At 42.0% G+C, this 17,465-nt stretch carries 17 protein-coding genes; 10 read left to right on the forward strand and 7 right to left on the reverse strand.

Annotated features, from left to right (window positions below):
- The 3 genes from tolA to pal all read left to right on the forward strand — a co-directional run bounded on the left by tolA (position 1) and on the right by pal (position 3,538).
- Positions 1-1,287, forward strand: a complete 1,287-nt coding sequence (gene tolA / locus AC4MC0_RS10900) for a cell envelope integrity protein TolA (protein ID WP_335999967.1) — start codon at positions 1-3, stop codon at positions 1,285-1,287.
- A 346-nt stretch (positions 1,288-1,633) separates the two neighbouring features.
- Entirely contained in the window at positions 1,634-2,917 is a 1,284-nt protein-coding gene (gene tolB / locus AC4MC0_RS10905) for a Tol-Pal system beta propeller repeat protein TolB (protein ID WP_171253444.1), read from the forward strand.
- Between the two features lie 51 nt (positions 2,918-2,968).
- The gene (pal, locus tag AC4MC0_RS10910; RefSeq protein WP_125281484.1) at positions 2,969-3,538 is read left to right on the forward strand and encodes a peptidoglycan-associated lipoprotein Pal; all 570 of its coding nucleotides are present in this window, start codon (positions 2,969-2,971) and stop codon (positions 3,536-3,538) included.
- 59 nt (positions 3,539-3,597) lie between these two features.
- On the opposite strand, the gene AC4MC0_RS10915 is transcribed toward pal, so the two are convergent.
- Complete coding sequence (locus AC4MC0_RS10915) at positions 3,598-3,798, reverse strand: NF038105 family protein (RefSeq protein WP_491887036.1); 201 nt, start codon at positions 3,796-3,798, stop codon at positions 3,598-3,600.
- A 181-nt stretch (positions 3,799-3,979) separates the two neighbouring features.
- On the opposite strand from AC4MC0_RS10915, the gene AC4MC0_RS10920 reads away from it, so the two are divergent.
- The 5 genes from AC4MC0_RS10920 to AC4MC0_RS10940 all read left to right on the forward strand — a co-directional run bounded on the left by AC4MC0_RS10920 (position 3,980) and on the right by AC4MC0_RS10940 (position 7,267).
- Positions 3,980-4,954 carry a class 1 fructose-bisphosphatase gene (locus AC4MC0_RS10920; RefSeq protein ID WP_491887037.1) on the forward strand — a complete coding sequence of 325 codons (975 nt, stop codon included), beginning with the start codon at positions 3,980-3,982 and terminating at the stop codon, positions 4,952-4,954.
- A gap of 52 nt (positions 4,955-5,006) precedes the next feature.
- Positions 5,007-5,783, forward strand: a complete 777-nt coding sequence (locus AC4MC0_RS10925) for a TrmH family RNA methyltransferase (RefSeq protein ID WP_335999973.1) — start codon at positions 5,007-5,009, stop codon at positions 5,781-5,783.
- A gap of 161 nt (positions 5,784-5,944) precedes the next feature.
- On the forward strand, positions 5,945-6,559 hold the full coding sequence (locus AC4MC0_RS10930) for an RNA polymerase sigma factor (protein WP_004693886.1): 615 nt from the start codon (positions 5,945-5,947) through the stop codon (positions 6,557-6,559).
- Positions 6,556-6,873, forward strand: a complete 318-nt coding sequence (locus tag AC4MC0_RS10935; protein WP_078389692.1) for a hypothetical protein — start codon at positions 6,556-6,558, stop codon at positions 6,871-6,873. The genes AC4MC0_RS10930 and AC4MC0_RS10935 overlap by 4 nt, the downstream gene beginning before the upstream one ends.
- Positions 6,863-7,267: a DUF3106 domain-containing protein gene (locus tag AC4MC0_RS10940; RefSeq protein ID WP_178928057.1), complete on the forward strand. Its 405-nt coding sequence runs from the start codon at positions 6,863-6,865 to the stop codon at positions 7,265-7,267. Before AC4MC0_RS10935 ends, AC4MC0_RS10940 begins: the two co-directional genes overlap by 11 nt.
- 75 nt (positions 7,268-7,342) lie before the next feature.
- Here AC4MC0_RS10940 and AC4MC0_RS10945 read toward each other — a convergent pair whose 3' ends face one another.
- The 4 genes from AC4MC0_RS10945 to cxpE form a co-directional block, all read right to left on the reverse strand.
- Positions 7,343-9,715 (reverse strand): CSLREA domain-containing protein, encoded by a 2,373-nt coding sequence (locus AC4MC0_RS10945; RefSeq protein WP_491887038.1) that lies wholly within the window; start codon positions 9,713-9,715, stop codon positions 7,343-7,345.
- A 64-nt stretch (positions 9,716-9,779) separates the two neighbouring features.
- The gene (rbtA, locus tag AC4MC0_RS10950; RefSeq protein ID WP_491887039.1) at positions 9,780-11,585 is read right to left on the reverse strand and encodes a rhombotarget A; all 1,806 of its coding nucleotides are present in this window, start codon (positions 11,583-11,585) and stop codon (positions 9,780-9,782) included.
- Positions 11,586-11,707: 122 nt separating this feature from the next.
- Positions 11,708-12,412 (reverse strand): DnaA regulatory inactivator Hda, encoded by a 705-nt coding sequence (gene hda / locus AC4MC0_RS10955; protein ID WP_004980630.1) that lies wholly within the window; start codon positions 12,410-12,412, stop codon positions 11,708-11,710.
- A gap of 15 nt (positions 12,413-12,427) precedes the next feature.
- Positions 12,428-13,648 carry a chloramphenicol efflux transporter CxpE gene (gene cxpE / locus AC4MC0_RS10960; protein WP_339400551.1) on the reverse strand — a complete coding sequence of 407 codons (1,221 nt, stop codon included), beginning with the start codon at positions 13,646-13,648 and terminating at the stop codon, positions 12,428-12,430.
- 132 nt (positions 13,649-13,780) lie between these two features.
- Here cxpE and purM point away from each other — a divergent pair, with 132 nt between their 5' ends.
- Together purM and purN are read left to right on the forward strand one after the other, a co-directional pair.
- A complete protein-coding gene (gene purM, locus AC4MC0_RS10965) occupies positions 13,781-14,851 on the forward strand; it encodes a phosphoribosylformylglycinamidine cyclo-ligase (protein WP_205666848.1) in 1,071 nt (356 codons plus the stop codon).
- A 5-nt stretch (positions 14,852-14,856) separates the two neighbouring features.
- On the forward strand, positions 14,857-15,486 hold the full coding sequence (gene purN, locus AC4MC0_RS10970; RefSeq protein ID WP_491887040.1) for a phosphoribosylglycinamide formyltransferase: 630 nt from the start codon (positions 14,857-14,859) through the stop codon (positions 15,484-15,486).
- Positions 15,487-15,539: 53 nt separating this feature from the next.
- Here purN and AC4MC0_RS10975 read toward each other — a convergent pair whose 3' ends face one another.
- Both AC4MC0_RS10975 and sppA read right to left on the reverse strand, forming a co-directional pair.
- On the reverse strand, positions 15,540-16,340 hold the full coding sequence (locus tag AC4MC0_RS10975; RefSeq protein ID WP_078425970.1) for an alpha/beta fold hydrolase: 801 nt from the start codon (positions 16,338-16,340) through the stop codon (positions 15,540-15,542).
- Entirely contained in the window at positions 16,337-17,356 is a 1,020-nt protein-coding gene (sppA, locus tag AC4MC0_RS10980) for a signal peptide peptidase SppA (protein WP_333640374.1), read from the reverse strand. Before sppA ends, AC4MC0_RS10975 begins: the two co-directional genes overlap by 4 nt.
- Between the last annotated feature and the right edge of the window lie 109 nt (positions 17,357-17,465).

Here is a 17,465-nt window from a genome sequence, read left to right on the forward strand (position 1 = left end):
ATGAAAGATTTTAAAAAGCCACCGTTTAAACAAAAAGCCATCGCGCTTGGATTTACCTTTGGTGTCCATGTGATTGCTGTTGTTGGCTTACTTTATCTTGGTATGAGTAAACCACCAGAACCACCGAAGCAAATTAGAACTGTGCTCATCAAACCTGAGGACTTAAAGCCTGTTACGCTTGAAGAAACAGAGTTTACGGAAACAGCACATGAAAATGTCGCCAAAGAAATCACACAAACTGCTCCGCCCGCTGTAGAGCCTGCACCTGTTATCCCAACCGCGCCACCTATAACACCCGTTGTGCCAAAGGTCGACGCTCAAAAAGCAGCAGCGGATGCCAAAGCTGCTGAAACGGCAGCGCGTAAAGCTGAACTACAGCAGCAGATTCAGGCACGTGCAAAGGCTGAAGCTGAAAAACTACAAGCTCAGCAAGAACGTGCTGCTGCCCGTGCAGCGGAGCAAGCTAAAAATGCTGAGAAAGCCAAAGCCGATGCAGCGGCGAAAGCTGAAGCAGACACCAAACGCCGAGCAAACTTAGAAGCATTGAAAAAAGCAGAGGCAGTGCAAAAATCGAAGCTTGAAGCACAAAAGAAAGCAGATCTCGCTAAAAAGCAGAAGCAAGACGCTGAAGCAAATAAAGCCAAAGTTGCGGCTGATGCAAAGGCCAAAGCCGATGCAGATAAAGCCAAGGCTGCTGCTGATGCAAAACGTAAAGCCGATACGGACAAAGCGAAAGCCGCCGCTGATGCGAAAGCCAAGGCAAATGCCGATGCAAAAGCTAAAGCAGATGCAGCGAAGACCAAAGCAGACGCTGATGCAAAACGTAAGGCCGATGCGGATAAAGCTAAGGCAAATGCTGATGTAAAAGCCAAAGCAGATGCAGAAAAAGCCAAGGCTGCCGCTGATGCAAAACGTAAAGCAGATGCCGAAGCAAAAGAGCGTGCGGCTGAAGAAGCACGTGCTTCATCTGCAAAACAAGCTGCTGAAGAAGCTGCGCAAAAAAAAGCTGAAGCAAAGCAAATTGCTTCAACAGCTAAGCGCGACTTTGAAAGCAAAATTAAACGTGCTTGGGATACCCCAGCAGGTTCAACGGGTAAAACCGCGACTGCACGTGTCACGCTTTCGGATAGTGGCGCGGTACGCTCTGTGATCGTGAGTTCCAGTGACCCTGACATGAAAGCTAGCGTTGAAGCAGCTGTTCGTTCTGCGGCACCCTATCCAATGCCTTCAGATCCAGAAGCGCGCCGGCAAGCACAAAGCTTTACCTCATCCTTTACTGCAAAATAACCCAAATCCCTCTGAACAATCAGGGGGATTTTTTTAGCCTAAAGCTCAGTACTTTTATATACTCAAATAACTTATTTTAAATACGTTTAATCTGTATCCATGTTCAATAGTAATCGATGTGAAGTCTTTAATTTCAGTCGATACAAGCGAGCCCCCTCTGCCCCTTATCACATAGACCTACCTACAAGTTTTCTATTTACGCTTAAACTACTTAATTCTTACTCATTTTTCACAGTGTTATAACAGATCAGTCATAATTTCATGCTTTTAATATTAGAAAATCATGCCATTATGTAGAACAATTAAACCCACAATAAAAGCCGTTTGTTTGAGTAAATAACGAATGATGGAAATGACGCGTAAACACCTTCTTAGCCTAGCCATTTTAACTGCTTTCAGCCCAGTCTTAGTGACTCAAGCACATGCTCAACTTCATTTAGAAATTGCAAAAGCACCTGAAGAAGCGCCTAAAATTGCAATCGTACCTTTTAGCAATGACAGCAGTCTCTATCCTATTATTGAAACGGATTTAAACCGCTCAGGGAAATTTAGCAGCGCTTCAAAAAATTTACCCGCAACGGCTAGCATGAATAATCCGAACGCAGCCAACTGGCAAGCAACAGGTGTTCCGTATGTCGTTACAGGAACAGTAAAAACCACTGAAAATGGCAGTTACGAAGTTCATTACCAACTGTATGATGTTCAAAAACAACAATATCTTTTAAATGAAATATTAACTGTTCCAGCATCACGCGTTCGTTCTGCTGCACACATGATTAGTGATGCCATTTATCAAGCATTAACTGGTATTCCTGGGGACTTTAGTGGTCGTATTGCTTATGTGCTTCGTAATCCAGCGACACCAGAGCAACGCTATACACTACAAATCGCGGATACCGATGGTGAGCAACCACGTACAATTTTAACGTCACGCGATCCCATTTTATCGCCTGCTTGGACACCAGACGCCAAGAAAATCGCTTATGTATCGTTTGAAACCAAACGCCCTGCAATTTATGTCCAAGACCTTTCCACAGGTGCGCGTGAAAAGCTTGCTAGCTTCCGGGGTCTAAATGGCGCGCCAAGCTTTTCTCCAGACGGGAAAAGTATGTTATTCACCGCTTCTATGCATGGCAACCCAGAAATTTACCAAATGAACTTGGAAACCCGTCAGCTGCAACGCATGACCAATGACAGTGCCATTGATACTGAAGCACGTTATGCACCAGATGGTAAGTCATTTATTTTTACTTCTGACCGTGGTGGTTCTGCACAAATTTACCGTTATGACTTGGCAAATAGCAGTTATAACCGTCTGACCTTCCGTGGCGCATTCAATGCACGTGGTACGCTGAGTGCCGATGGCAAAAAGCTGGCACTGGTACACCGTCCAAGCGGCAGTAACTATAAAGTCGCTATTCAAGATTTAAACTCAAGTGTCACCAATATTTTAACGCCAACCAGTTTGGATGAATCACCAAGTTTTTCCCCAAATGGGCAGATGGTGGTCTATGCAACGCGTGAAGGTTCACGTGGTTTGTTGTCGATCATGTCACTGGATGGACGTTTCCGTATGAATTTACCAAGTGAACAAGGTGAAGTCCGTGAACCTGCTTGGGCACCCAAATAACTTTTTAATGACTAGTCATTTAATAATCATCAATTTTCATGGAGATGAAGAATGAAATCGATCAAACTTTTAGCCCTTCCAATCTTAGCGACTACTCTTGTCGTTACAGGATGTGCGAGCCGTAAACCTGCTGCAACAATTGAAGCAGGCCAAAACCCAAATGGTTCGACCACAGTCAATACTCAAGGTCTAAGTGAAGATGCTGCTTTAAATGCACAAAATCTTGCAGGTGCATCGGCAAAAGGCGTAACTGAAGCCAACAAAGCATTTTTAGCAAAACGCGTTGTACATTTTGACTATGACAGTAGCGACCTCAGCAATGATGATTACCAAACGCTACAAGCCCATGCGCAGTTCTTAATGGCAAATGCAAATTCGCGTGTGGCGTTAACAGGTCATACCGATGAGCGCGGTACACGTGAATACAATATGGCATTGGGTGAACGTCGTGCCAAAGCGGTTGAAAGTTTCTTAATCACCACAGGTGTGAGTCCGAACCAACTTGAAGCCGTTAGTTATGGTAAAGAAATGCCAATCAATGCAGGCCATGACGAAAATGCATGGAAAGAAAACCGTCGCGTAGAAATTAACTACGAAGCAGTACCACCACTTTTAAAATAATGCTGGTATTACAACTGAAATAAAAAAAGCGCTCCTTTCGATGAACGCTTTTTTATGACTTAAACTTGCTCAGGCTTGGGATTTTCATCAGATTCTTCAGCATATTGCATAGATTCAATCATGTCATGTTTATTGAACTTTTTATACTCAGCTTTTGCTTCGTAGTCTTGCCACGCTTTTTTCACGCTATCGTCTGAAATATCATCTAAGTTAATCCCTTCGCTTGGCGTTGGAGTCGCATCAAATTTTTGCGTTGTCATTGTTGTGCTCCTATTTTTACCTGATATTCCTTCCATCAACATAGCACTTTCCACAAGACTTGCAAGGGTAAAATCGCAGCAAATAGTCGAGTTTAATTGTTCTTTTGTCTCGTTCTCGACTAAAATATAGCGCAATGTTGATTTTGTTACGTATTCAAGTTTTAGTGGAGTCCTCCCTCTTATGTCATATCTCAATCTGTCCCAATTTCTACAACAACAAACGGGAAATCTTACGCCTGAATTGGCACAAGTGATTAGCACCATTGCTGCCACTTGCCAAACCATCGATCAAGCTTTACAAAAAGGTGCTTTAGCAGGTGTTTTAGGTAGCGCGCAGCATGAAAATGTGCAAGGTGAAGAACAGAAAAAATTAGATGTGATTTCAAATGATTATTTGATTGATGCTCTAAAAATCCACCCACAAGTTGGTGGTTTAGCGTCTGAAGAATTGGATGAATTCACACCAGCTCAAGAAAATGGCAAATATTTAGTTTTATTTGACCCTCTTGATGGTTCAAGCAACATCGACATCAATATGTGTGTGGGTACTATTTTCTCAATCTTGCCTGCAAAAAATGCAGTGACACAAGCTGAAGACTTTATGCAAGCAGGCAACCAGCAAGTTGCTGCGGGTTATGTGCTTTATGGCCCATCAACTATGTTGGCATTAACAGTCGGTGCAGGCACAGTATTCTTTACCTTTGACCCAGAAACTCAACAATTCTTACTCACCTCTGAAAATATTCAAGTGGCAGTAGATACCAAAGAATATGCCATTAACTCATCAAACCAACGCCACTGGGAAAACCCAGTAAAACGTTATATTGAAGAACTTCTCGCAGGTAAAACAGGTCCGCGTGAGAAAGACTTCAATATGCGTTGGGTGGCTTGTATGGTGGGCGACATTCACCGTATTCTTTGCCGTAGCGGGATTTTCATGTATCCATACGACATCAAAGATCCGAAAAAAGCAGGTCGCCTGCGTTTAATGTATGAAGCAAATCCAATGAGTATGCTAATTGAACAAGCTGGCGGTGCATCTACAACGGGTCGCGTTCGTATTTTAGACATCCAACCAACTGACCTACACCAACGTGTCCCTGTAATTATTGGTTCTAAAAACGAAGTCGATTTAGTGACTGGCTACCACAACTAATTTTTTAAAATGCGCATAGCCATCTGACGCGTTATGCGCATGAGTCTCCTCCATGTCGATTATTTTCCTTGAATCAAAAGACAACCCAAAGATTAAACATCTCCGAGGTTTAATAGAGCAAAGCAGCTACCGTAAAAAGCAGGGTCAAACTGTGCTTGAAGGGACACACTTAGGCTTAGCTTGGGTTGAAAAAAAGAAGAAACTCAATTCTATTTTCACCACTGAAAATGCACTCGAACACCCTGATATTTGCGATATTCTAGATGAATATGAAGGTGCTGTTTTTGTCATTGCGGAAAGCCTATATCGTGACTTAAGCACATTGGGGACCACTTTGCCCTTCTTGGCAGTTGTAGACTTACCAAGTTCAAGCCAAAGTGTAGACTTTAGCTTGGATACCTTGATTTTGGAAAACATTCAAGATCCAGGCAATGTAGGTACACTACTCCGCTCTGCTGCTGCAGCAGGTATTAAGCAAATTATTTGTACCAAAGGTTCTGCTGCACTCTGGTCACCACGTGTATTACGCGCAGGCATGGGTGCACACTTCTCACTCAACACCTATGAAAACGTAGCCATCGAAGATGTACTCGAACGCTTTGAAATTCCAGTGTATGTGACCAGCTCACATCAGGCTGAAAGTTTATATCAAAAAGATTTAACACAAGCTTGTGTCTGGATCTTAGGCAATGAAGGCCAAGGAGTTTCTGACTTTGCTTTGGCACATGCTCAAGCACTGAGCATCCCACAGCCCGGTGGCCAAGAATCTCTCAATGTCGCTATTGCGGGTTCAATCTGCTTTTTTGAAATGGTGCGTCAACGACTTTAAAATCGTTAAGTTATATTAACTAAAGTCGGCTCAGCAGAAAAAATAGATTACACTAGAAAAAATAATTACTTGTGTTGTCAACCAAACCATTATTTCCAACGTTATAGGCACATGATTGAGGAAATAATGGTGGGTATCCGATGACAGGATTTTCCATCTCTATGGATTTAGCACCCAAACAGTCTAAAACGCAGGATTCTAGTACTCTTAAGAGTACCGCCGAGTCTCGCCTAAAAAACTTCATGCAAGAAGTGACTGGTCGTGCGTTAGTAATGATGGAAAGTGCCACCCAAAACCAGCAGGGTATCGCCATGGATTTGGTGCAAGAAGCCTTTATTTCATTACACAAATCTTATTCCGATCGATCTACGGAAGAATGGTATCCCCTGTTCTATACCATTCTAACCAACAAATTACAGGATTGGCGTCGTAAAGAAGCACGTCGAGCACAACCGTTTTCTTTCTTCAAAAAAGTCAGTCTTGATGATGACGATTTTGAAGTCAATGAGGTGGTCGATGAAAGAGCGCTGAATCCTTCAGACTTTTTAAGTCAAGCTGTCACTGCGGATGAAATTCAAGAAGCCATTGCGGGTCTTCCTGTTCGTCAGCAGCAAGCATTTATGTTACGTGCATGGGAAGGTTTTGATACTGCAACCACTGCGCAAATCATGAATTGCTCTGAAGGCAGTGTTAAAACTCATTACCACCGTGCGATTCAAGGCTTACGCAATGCTCTCGCACATTTGAATCCACATCTAGGAGGATCATCCGAATGAAAGATGATTTCTTAAAGCAAGTAACCTCCAAACTTGATGGGCTCGCGCAACATCACAAAAACAAACCTGTGGTGATGCAACATGTTCTTGATGACATTCAAGATCAAAAGTCCTCACGTTATGGCCTTTGGAAAATGTCTGGTTTTGCTTTAGCTGCGGCTATTACTGGCTTTGTCGTACTTCCGAACTCTGTAACCCTTGATGAAAAACCACATAACCAAGTGGTTTCGACTCCTAAACTTTCACCTCAAATGGTTGAAGATTTAGAAATGTTATTGGTTTTAGGTGAGGACACTGTTCCACATGGCAGCTAAACGTGTCGCTTTCGCACTTTGCACGCTAGGTTTTTTACAAACCAGTTTTGCAGGTTTTGATCGTTTTTGGATTTTTTCCAAAGATGCAGATACTCAAGTGTCTGAAACATGGGAATCATTGTCTGAAGAAGAACAGCGTGCGTTGATTCAACGTTACCAATCCCTTAAAGAACTGCCCGATGCACAAAGTGCAGCCCTGCAACAACGTATGGACTGGTTTACTCAGTTACCTGAGCAAGAAAAGCAAAAAATGCGTGACACTTGGCAACAGATGAGCACCCAAGAACGACGTGATTTACGTGTACGCATGCAAAAAGCAGATGTAGATGAACGTGTGAATATTCGAAATGAATATATCAATAAATACATCCATAGCAACACTGCTACACATTAAGATGCCTAGCCGAATATAAATACTATGAAATGCTCATAAAAAATGCCTCATGTGAGGCATTTTTTATGCTTAAATTTATATTTTTCGTCGTTGTCTAAGCCACGCTAATGACAACAATCCAAGCACCCCAAGGCCACCGATTGAACCACCACCACCGCCACTCGCTTCCGTATTGGTATTTTTAGCGGTGTTCGTAAAATACATCATCGCAGATTTAGACTCTTCAGCCTCTGCATCATAGATCACATATTCAATTTCATAAGGGAATGGACTGAAATTATTGCGGACTTCAACTTCAATATTGCCGCCATAACATACATATTTTTCATATTCTCCCGGACAAGAACCTGTACGTTCTGGCTTAATATTAATGCCTGCATCCTGACGTACAATACGAAGAGCAAGATCCTTTCCATTCGCATCACGGTGAAATGCTGGACGCTGATGTTCTGCCGCGACTGTACTAATTGGCCCATCACCATCATCACTATCATTTGCAAGTGGATTTACATTGAGTTTTAAAGTTCCACCATAATTTAGGGTGTATTGATCCGTTTTGGCAATAGGTTGTATATTGCTAAACTCCGCTTTTAGAATCCCCGAAGAGCTTGCCTGCGTAGCCTTACTCTTTACACTATATTGGCAATACACATATTCCGTGCTTGTTGTAGGCTTACCATCGGTGCGATAAATCATGATTTGTTTTAAATCATCCTTCCACTCACAGCGTAAAGTTGGATCCGCTCTGAGTTTTGAGGTATCCAGCACACCATCTTTGGCGCTGAGCACACCTACACCTAATACCTGAGTTTCAGTAATGGTATAATTATCAGTGTTCATTTCTTTTAAAGCCGACGTTCCATCAGCAGTGTTGACCACAGCCTCATCTTGCAAGACAAACTGGAAGGGATCGACATAAATCGCCCGATATTTTTGATGTAGTTTGGTTACCGCTAAAAGCTCTTTATAACGCTTTAACTCTTCATTAAACTCGACCAAAAAGTCTGGATTGGTATTTTTATTGGCAATTAATTCCTCTAATTCCTTAATGGTATTTTCATACGCCTGAAGACGTTCTGCCTGCGAGCTATTTTTCAAATCAGCAATATCAGCTGCTGCTAAACGACGCAACTCAACCGATCCGATATCACAACTGTTGGCTTCCGCAGGTGCTAACATCAATGTTCCATCGACAATACGGTCTAGACCACGCTGGTCACTATCATTACAGCTCAATTTACTGTTGGTATCGAGTAAATCAACTCCTCCACTATTCACTTTCGGGAAATACATTGGGCGGAATAAATTATATTTTGATGGCGAAGTTAAGGAACTGAGTAGACTTCCTATAGCCACATTTTTCACATCAACATTAGTATCTGTCGTACCATCGAGTATTCGTGCACTTGCTGCCAGTTCACACTGACTGGTCTCCGTATCAAACGCATTGTAACCTGCCGTCACACCTGCATCATATTTGTCGGATAGTGTCTGAGAACCGACATAGCGGCATGATGTGTTTCCATTATATGCAAGTACATTGTAATACAACGACTTCGTACCGAAATCGTCATAATCCAAAACGCTCGCTGCACTGTTTTCTACAATAGTGTTGTTTGAAAATAAGAAACTACTTTCAAGACTTAGATTATGCTCACGGGTATTAACGACATACAAAATGCTTCCATTTGTCGAATTTACTGTATTTTTTGCGATCGTATTATTCGCCATAGCAACTTTTGGGTTACCACAAAAATCGAATGTATTCAGATTCGATATCTCACCATTCGAAATAATACTATTCGCTCCAAACTCTATATTCGTTTTTACATCCAACAGCCCAGCATAACATTGCATTGCAAGAACACTACCCACAGTCGCTTGGTTGCCTTGTAATACACTATTATTTACAGTCACCTGATGCTCACCAGGACCAACGAGATAGAGTGCTCCACCTTTTTTATCGGACTTTGAGTTTAGAATTTGTGCATTATTTAAGGTTAATGCTCCACCGACCAATAAAGCACCGCCTTCATCTGCCGAATAACCATTTTCTAAAATCACATTCTCTAGCGTCAAACTGGTCTTGGTAATAGTATTAAATAAACGTGACTTTCCACCCGCATCAATCCGTGAAGTCAACTCACCTAGCGCTGGATACTTAAAAGTGATGGGATTTTTTTCACGATCTAAATATGGGCTTTTCCCAAAAATCACCACTTTAGACTCGGGAACAATTTCCTTACTCAGTTTATACGTTCCCGCTGCTAACTGAATATAATCGGTTTGACCTGAACCGGTATTCCCAGCACTACAGCCACCATAAGCCTTGTTTAAGCTGGCTGTTTTGATTGCCTCACGGAGTGAACATTGATTCATGTTTACATTATCTTCATCTTCAAATGTGTTGACATGAATTGTTCTATCTTCTGCAGCCATTAATGTCATAGCAGTTATTACCATGACACCCAATAGTCCTTTTTTAAAGTGTTTCATGTTTGCCCTTTTCTTTTTATTTTCGACGCAGCAAAATTAAAGCAAATAACCCCAGTAAGCTCAGAATACCCGTGCTTCCCCCAGAGGTTTTAATTTTGTCACTTTCCATATGATTTTGCGGTTCTTGTACAATTTGTACATTCACTTCGACGAACGGAATATGCTCATCAAAACGTGTCGTGGTTGTGACCAGCTGTAACCTAAAAATATCAGCACCATGCCATGCTCCATTTGGCGTGTAAGTAATATTTCCTAGTTCATCAATCGCCACTTTACCTTTCGATACCGTTTGAGTCTGCTGCACCCGCATACAACCCGGTTGCCACTCTTCACCATTTGGCGCTTTAGCCGATTTGAACAAGCTTGCACATTCGGTTTTGGACAGTAGATCACTATCTCCAAGCAGATCTGCAACAGAAAGTTTAGCTACTTGCCCCGCAATCAGATCTTCACCAATTAAGCTAATGGTCGTTGGGACCTCAATCTCGATTGCACCACGATCACAAAAGGTATTGTTCGTATTTCGATTCACACCACGTTGATCTGAATTTTCACAGCCAATTAAAGAATCCGTTGTGTTTACAACCACTTTACCCTTGTTCACAATTGGGGAATCTAACCAATGCGTCTGACTCATTAAAATGCGTGGACGGATATAGCCTAAAAATTTTTGGTTGGGAACAATATAAGGACACAATAAACTGTCAGCATCTGCAGACATGGTTTTACACTCACCCACCACATCACTGCCTGCAATCAAAGCGCCAGACCAAAACTCATTCGGATAATAGCTCGCACCACTGCCACAGTCACTTTGTGTGACTAAGTTGTTCTGAAGAACTGCTTTACTTAAATCTCCAGCACAGTTTTGTGTGATGGTATTTTCAGCATTCCCTAAAACGATACTGTTGGCCAGATAAGCCAAGTTTGTAGATGGATTGAAATAAATCCCTTTACTGTTTCCCACCACCGTTAAGTTATTCAAAGCCATGCCATCTCGTACATTGACGACATAACCTGTATTTTTCACAAAGGTACTACTGACCAGACGTGATGCTAAACTGGATAAGGTTGTATCTTCTTTAACAGCTGCATTATTGACAGAGTAAATATTGGCACTGCTTGCATCTGTTGTTTTATTTTCTTTGAAAACTGAATTATAAATCCGAAAAGAAGGCGCCTCCCCATACAAAATAGCACCTTGTACCGCTTGGTTTTGTTCAACCAGAGTAGCGCGAATTTCGACTAGACTACGACTGGTACCATCTTCAAGCAAGGTTGCGACATTGTAAATCGCCCCCCCTTGCCCTGCAAAACCACCTGTTAATTTGACGTACTCAAGACCTAAATATTCATTGTTATAAATTAAACCACCTTGATTCACACCGCAGTCTTTCGCACAGCCCTGTAGAGTAACCTCTTTTACCAACACACGAATTAAAGCATTCTCAGCATTATCAACCCTTAATAAGTTGTCAGAACCATTCATTTTTAAGATGGCATTACTTAAACCCTGAACAGTTTCTTCCCCCACAGAACTGTCATAACTTGTTCTGAGTGTTAAATCTTTTTTGATTGCAAGATGGGTATTTAGCAAATAGGTTTTATTTTTCTCAAGCATGACGGTGGAAATCGCATCTTTTCCCCCACAGCCATAATAACCTGCTTCAGGCATGCCTTGATTAATATAGTCGATAGCTTCGCGAAGTGAACATTCCGTGTCATTTTTGACAATATCTTCAGTGATGGTCACCTTAATATTGTCCGAATAGGCATGACTCGCCACCAATAGCGTAGCTACACCTATGCTCTTCTTGAGCATAACGATCTCCTTGCTTTTATTTTATCTTTTCTTTTTATTCTTAGATTGCAAAATCCCTGCAATATCTAACAATTTTTCGTACTCTGTCACAGCTCGGACAATTTCTCAAGTAATATTATGATTTACCGATATTCGTCAATTAGCGCATAAATTTGTCTGAGGTTTGCATTACTCAGTTTGGTTTTCTCACCTTTTAGTAGTTGAATTAGTTGTTCTAAACTTTGCAATAATACCGAGGTTTGATGTGGCCCATGTGCGAGTAAATAATCAATAATCTGTTGATCAATATGAATCCCTCGACGCGATAAAACCGACATCACCAATGTAGAACGATCGGCATACAAACTTCCGTTTGGTACTTTCACACTTACAGCCTGCGTCAGGCGAGATTGTAAATCGGGTAGTTCAAGTTTTAATTCAATCGGCGCAACACGAGAAGAGAACACCAACTGGCCACCTTCTTCATTGTTGTAGTTGATTAGGTGAAAAACCGCTTTCTGCCAATGCGGCACACCGCTGATGGCTTCGATGTCATCTAAAGCGACAAGGTCAAAACGCTCTAAAGAGGTAATTGCTTCTGTTGGCGCATCCAGCAACTCAAGTAATGAAACTTGAATCGCTGTTTTACCTACATCTAAATAAGAATCACAAATTGCTGAAAGTAAATGGCTTTTTCCAGAACCCGCACCACCATAAACATAAAAACGATTCATTAAACCTGCATGTAACTGACGAATCGCATCGATAACAGGCCCCCATCCCGGCCCAGAAAAATCACTGATTCGGGCATCGAGTTGGGGTTCAATATCTAGTTGCAATTGACGCATGCTGGTTTGTATATCCTAAAGTTCTTTATGGTCTATCTGATCAATCTTACTTGAATTTTCAGATGCTTGCTGAGCTTTTACCGCTTGATTTTTTAGTTCAATATCGACATCGATTTGGTCAGTTTCAATCGTAATTGAACCCGCGGATGAATCTTGCACAACAAAAGTAGGTGTACTATACATCGGACTATTTTCATAAAACTCACGTGCATGTCTTAATAAGACAACAATCACGGCAGCCACAGGCAACGCAATCAACATCCCTAAAATACCGCCCAATTGCGCACCAGCCAGTACTGCAAATACCACAGCAACTGGAGACAAGCCAATTTTATCGCCCAACAAGAACGGTTGTAAGATATAGCCTTCCACTGCCTGACCAATCATAAAGACTACACCAACCAAGAGTAATTGCATCCAATCAATACCAAACTGGAATAAACTTGCAATCACTGCGGCAATAATCCCGACCGCAAAACCTAAGTACGGAATAATACTGCACAGCCCAGCCACCATCCCAATAATCAAACCTACTTCAAGTCCAATTAACTGTAAGCCCATTGCATAGACCACGCCCAAGAGCACCATGACCAAGAACTGACCTTTGACAAAAGCACCAAGTACACTATGACATTCTTTAACAATGACTAATGTCTGTTCTTCATATCGCCGTGGAATAAGACGACGGAAACTGTCCAGCATGCGATCCCAATCTAATAAAAAATAGAATGCAATAATTGGGATCAGCACAACAGTACCACCAATCTGAATGAAGTTCAGTCCAGATTGAGCCAACTTGGCAATCATAGCCTGAATACTGTCTGCACTATAGTTGGTCTGTACATATTCCATAATCGCGGCTGAAATCTGGTCAACATCTAATTCCATTGGGACCAGATTAAAACTGTCAGATAACCAAGGCAGGAATTTATAATTCGCCCAATGTATACCTGAAGGAATACTGTTCTTTGCATACATCAGCTGTTCCCACACCAGTGGAACCAAATACCAAAATGCCAATGTAATGACAACGCCAATACCGATAAAAACTGCACTAATAGATAACCAACGTGGTAAGCCAATTTTATGCAGTTTATCGACCAGTGGACTAAACAGATAAGCGACTAAAAATGCACCAATAAAAGGTAAAACAACAGGCTTGAGTAGATACAATACCCAGAGTATGAGCGCGATTCCTGCCAAAATAAAAATACGTTTAAGTGTACGATCTTGCATGCAATCTCGCCTTTGTCAGATTTAATCGTTATTGAGAAAAATATTTTAGTAAAGATAACATTTTAGCGCAGAAATAACATATGTGTTTCGTATATTCAGGTATAATCGCCCCGCGAATGCGGAGACTTCATTATGAGCAACTCAACTTCTACCCCAAACACTGGTTTAAGCTACAAAGATGCAGGTGTCGACATTGAAGCGGGCGACGCGTTAGTCGATCGTATCAAATCTGTCGCGAAGCGTACTACTCGTCCTGAAGTAATGGGCGGATTAGGTGGCTTCGGTGCACTTTGTAAAATCCCTAAAGGTTATGAAGAACCTGTTCTCGTATCTGGCACAGACGGTGTTGGTACAAAATTACGTTTAGCATTGAATTTGAACCGTCATGACACGATTGGTCAAGACTTGGTTGCAATGTGTGTAAACGATCTTCTTGTATGTGGCGCTGAGCCATTATTCTTCCTTGACTACTATGCAACTGGCCATCTTAATGTAGATGTAGCTGCAAACGTAGTTACGGGTATTGGTACAGGCTGTGAACTTGCTGGTTGTGCATTGGTTGGTGGTGAAACTGCCGAAATGCCTGGCATGTATGAAGGCGAAGATTACGACTTGGCAGGTTTCTGTGTAGGCGTAGTTGAGCAAAGCAAAATTATTGATGGCTCTAAAGTCAAAGCGGGTGACGTTTTAATTGGTGTTGCATCAAGTGGTGCTCACTCAAACGGTTACTCTCTACTTCGTAAAATTTTAGACGTGAAAAACGTTGACTTGACGCAAATCGTTGATGGTCGTCCACTTGCTGATGTTGCAATGGAACCAACACGTATTTACGTGAAGCCTATTCTTCAGCTTTTAAAAGAAGTTGATGTACACGCAATGGCGCACATTACTGGTGGTGGTTTACCAGGTAACTTACCACGCGTATTGCCGAATGGTGCTCAAGCTGTTGTGAATGAAGCATCTTGGGAATGGCCAGAATTGTTTAAACTTCTTCAGCGCGAAGGCGGTGTTGAACAGTTCGAAATGTATCGCACATTCAACTGTGGCGTAGGTATGGTCTTAGTTGTCGATGCTGCTGATGCTGACAAAACAGTTGAACGACTCAATAACCTGGGTGAAAAAGCGTTTACTATGGGGCATATCGTAGACAATGCTGAGTCAGTTGAAGGCGCAGACGAAAAAATCCGTGTGGTATTCGCTTAAGTCATATGATTAAAATTGCTGTTCTGGTTTCAGGAAGTGGATCAAACCTTCAAGCCTTGATTGATGCCAATCTGTCAGGGCAAATTGTGGGTGTGATTTCCAATAAACCTGAAGCCTATGCGCTACAGCGTGCTGAAAATGCAGGTATTGCGACAGCGGTCATTGAACACAAACAGTATCCTCATCGGGAAGCTTTTGATGATGTCATGCATCAACAGTTACTCGATTGGGATGTGGACTTGGTGGTTCTTGCTGGCTTTATGCGTATTTTAAGTGAGAAATTTGTCAGTGCTTGGGAAGGGAAAATGATCAACATTCACCCTTCTCTTCTACCGCATTACAAAGGTATGCATACCCATCAGCGCGTCTTGAATACTGGCGATCAACTGCATGGCTGTACCGTGCACTATGTGACGGCTGAACTCGATGCAGGTCAAGCTTTGGCACAAGGTGTACTGCAAGTTGGTTCACATGATGGTGTGAATAGTTTGGCCCAACGTGTCCATACGCTTGAGCATATCATCTACCCGCAAGTGGTAGAGTGGATTTGTACACAAACGATTCAGCATACAGACCAAGGTGTTCTCTACCGCAATACACTGATGCACGAGCCGATTCAGTTTTGCAAATTTTAAAAATAAAAAACGCCTCCAAGGAGGCGTTTTTTTATGGTTGCTAAAAAGTACTCTTAAACATTTTCTTGAATCAGCATCTTAATCAAAGCAACCGTTTCTTCTGGTCGCTCCAAAGGAAACATATGACTACCAGAAACAACGGTATAGCCAATTCCAAATTTACTTTTCACCATTTTTGGGAAACCATGACCAATAAATGGTCCTTTTTCTGCTGCTACATAGTGTACTGGCACAACAGGTTTAGGCTGCGGCAACCACCACAAAGATGGATTGGTCCTAAAGATATGAACTTCATCCATTTTCGTAATCGCAAGTTCAACACCACCACGGACACGATCTTCCGTTAAAGCATAGTCAATATAAGCTTGAAAGCAGTCTCGATCAAAGTCTTTATAAAAACCTTTTGGACGTAAAAGCTCAGCTGCTTGTTCACGGCTTTCCCAATGGTCACGACGCCGTAAAGATAGCGCTGCTGGTGACATGGTATCGACCATTTTTAACTTCAGCATCTTCGCAAAATGTAATGCAAACGAGGCTTTGCCCATAATCAAAGGCGGGTCCATCATGACGACTTGTTGAAATAGCTCAGGACGCTGTAATGCCGCCTGAAACGTCAGCACTGATCCTAATGAATGTCCTAAACCAATCACTTTACGACCCTGCGCCTGACGAACAATACTGTCAATCACTTGCTGAGTTAAGCTTTTCCAATGGTTATCAATCGGGTAGCTTCTATCTGGCCCTAATAAAGGTACATAGATCACATCATACTGATCTGACAGTAAATCAAATAATTTCTGATAGACCTTAGAAGGCACGCCATTGGCGTGCGCAAAATGAATTAAAGGTTTCATTGGAGTTTCGTGGTCTGTTCAGTTTGCATTTGATTTGAAAGTGAAGATGCAAAACCAGCTCCCATCGATGCACCTAAACGGCCTAATACAGCATCTAGTGGGCTATGTACCACGGTATAATCCATCGCTTTATCGGTATTTAGTTCACGTTTTAAAGTATGTAAATTACCAATACGATCCGCAATACCCAGCTTGACCGCCTGATCACCAGTCCAGAAAAGACCTGAGAAGAGTGCCGGATCGTTCGACTTTAACTTTTTGCCACGACCTTGTTTCACAGCATTAATAAAATGCTCGTGTACATTATCAAGTACACCTTGAACATGTGCGCGCTGCGCAGGGTTAACAGGTTGTGTCATTGACAATAAAGCTTTGTTTTGACCAGAGGTCATGGTGCGGTCTTCAACACCCAGTTTTTGCATGAGGCCATTCACCCCATAGTTCGGCATAATCACACCGATTGAACCCACTAAACTCGATGGATTCACCAAGATTTCGTCAGCAGCAGATGCGATATAGTAAGCACCTGATGCACCTGTATCACCAATCACTGCATACAATTTTTTATCGCTATGTGCTTTTTTCAAATATTGAATTTCTTGCCAGATTTCATCCGACTGAACCGGAGAACCGCCCGGTGAATTAATATTGAGTACCACCGCTTGGCTTTGTTTATTTTCAAAAGCTTTCTTTAATGACTTAATCGTGTCATCACTGTTCACGCTTTGCTCGTCAGCAGCAATGGTACCCACAATATCAACCACAGCAATATGCTTAGATGCGGTTGCCTCCGTACCACTAGTCGAACAACTCTTGGTCATGGCAAATAGAATAAACAAAAGATAGGCAAAAGTTAGACATTTGAAAAAGATGCCCCAGCGACGTGCACGACGTTGTTCTTCAACAGAAGCTAAAACTGCTTTTTCTAAAAGTTTCCATTCATTTCCTGTCGGTTCTTCATGTACAGGCTGTTGTTTCGGCGTTTCATTTTCTGGTTTTGGTGGCCAATCGGACATATAACAATCCAAACTTGAATAAAATTGCCCTCATTATATACACTGATTTATACAAAACTGTCGAAACCGTTCATTTTGGCCTATAATATTTTTTGTTTTTACCCACATG

It is taken from the genome of Acinetobacter sp. CAU_H_S139_7 (genome assembly GCF_058599305.1).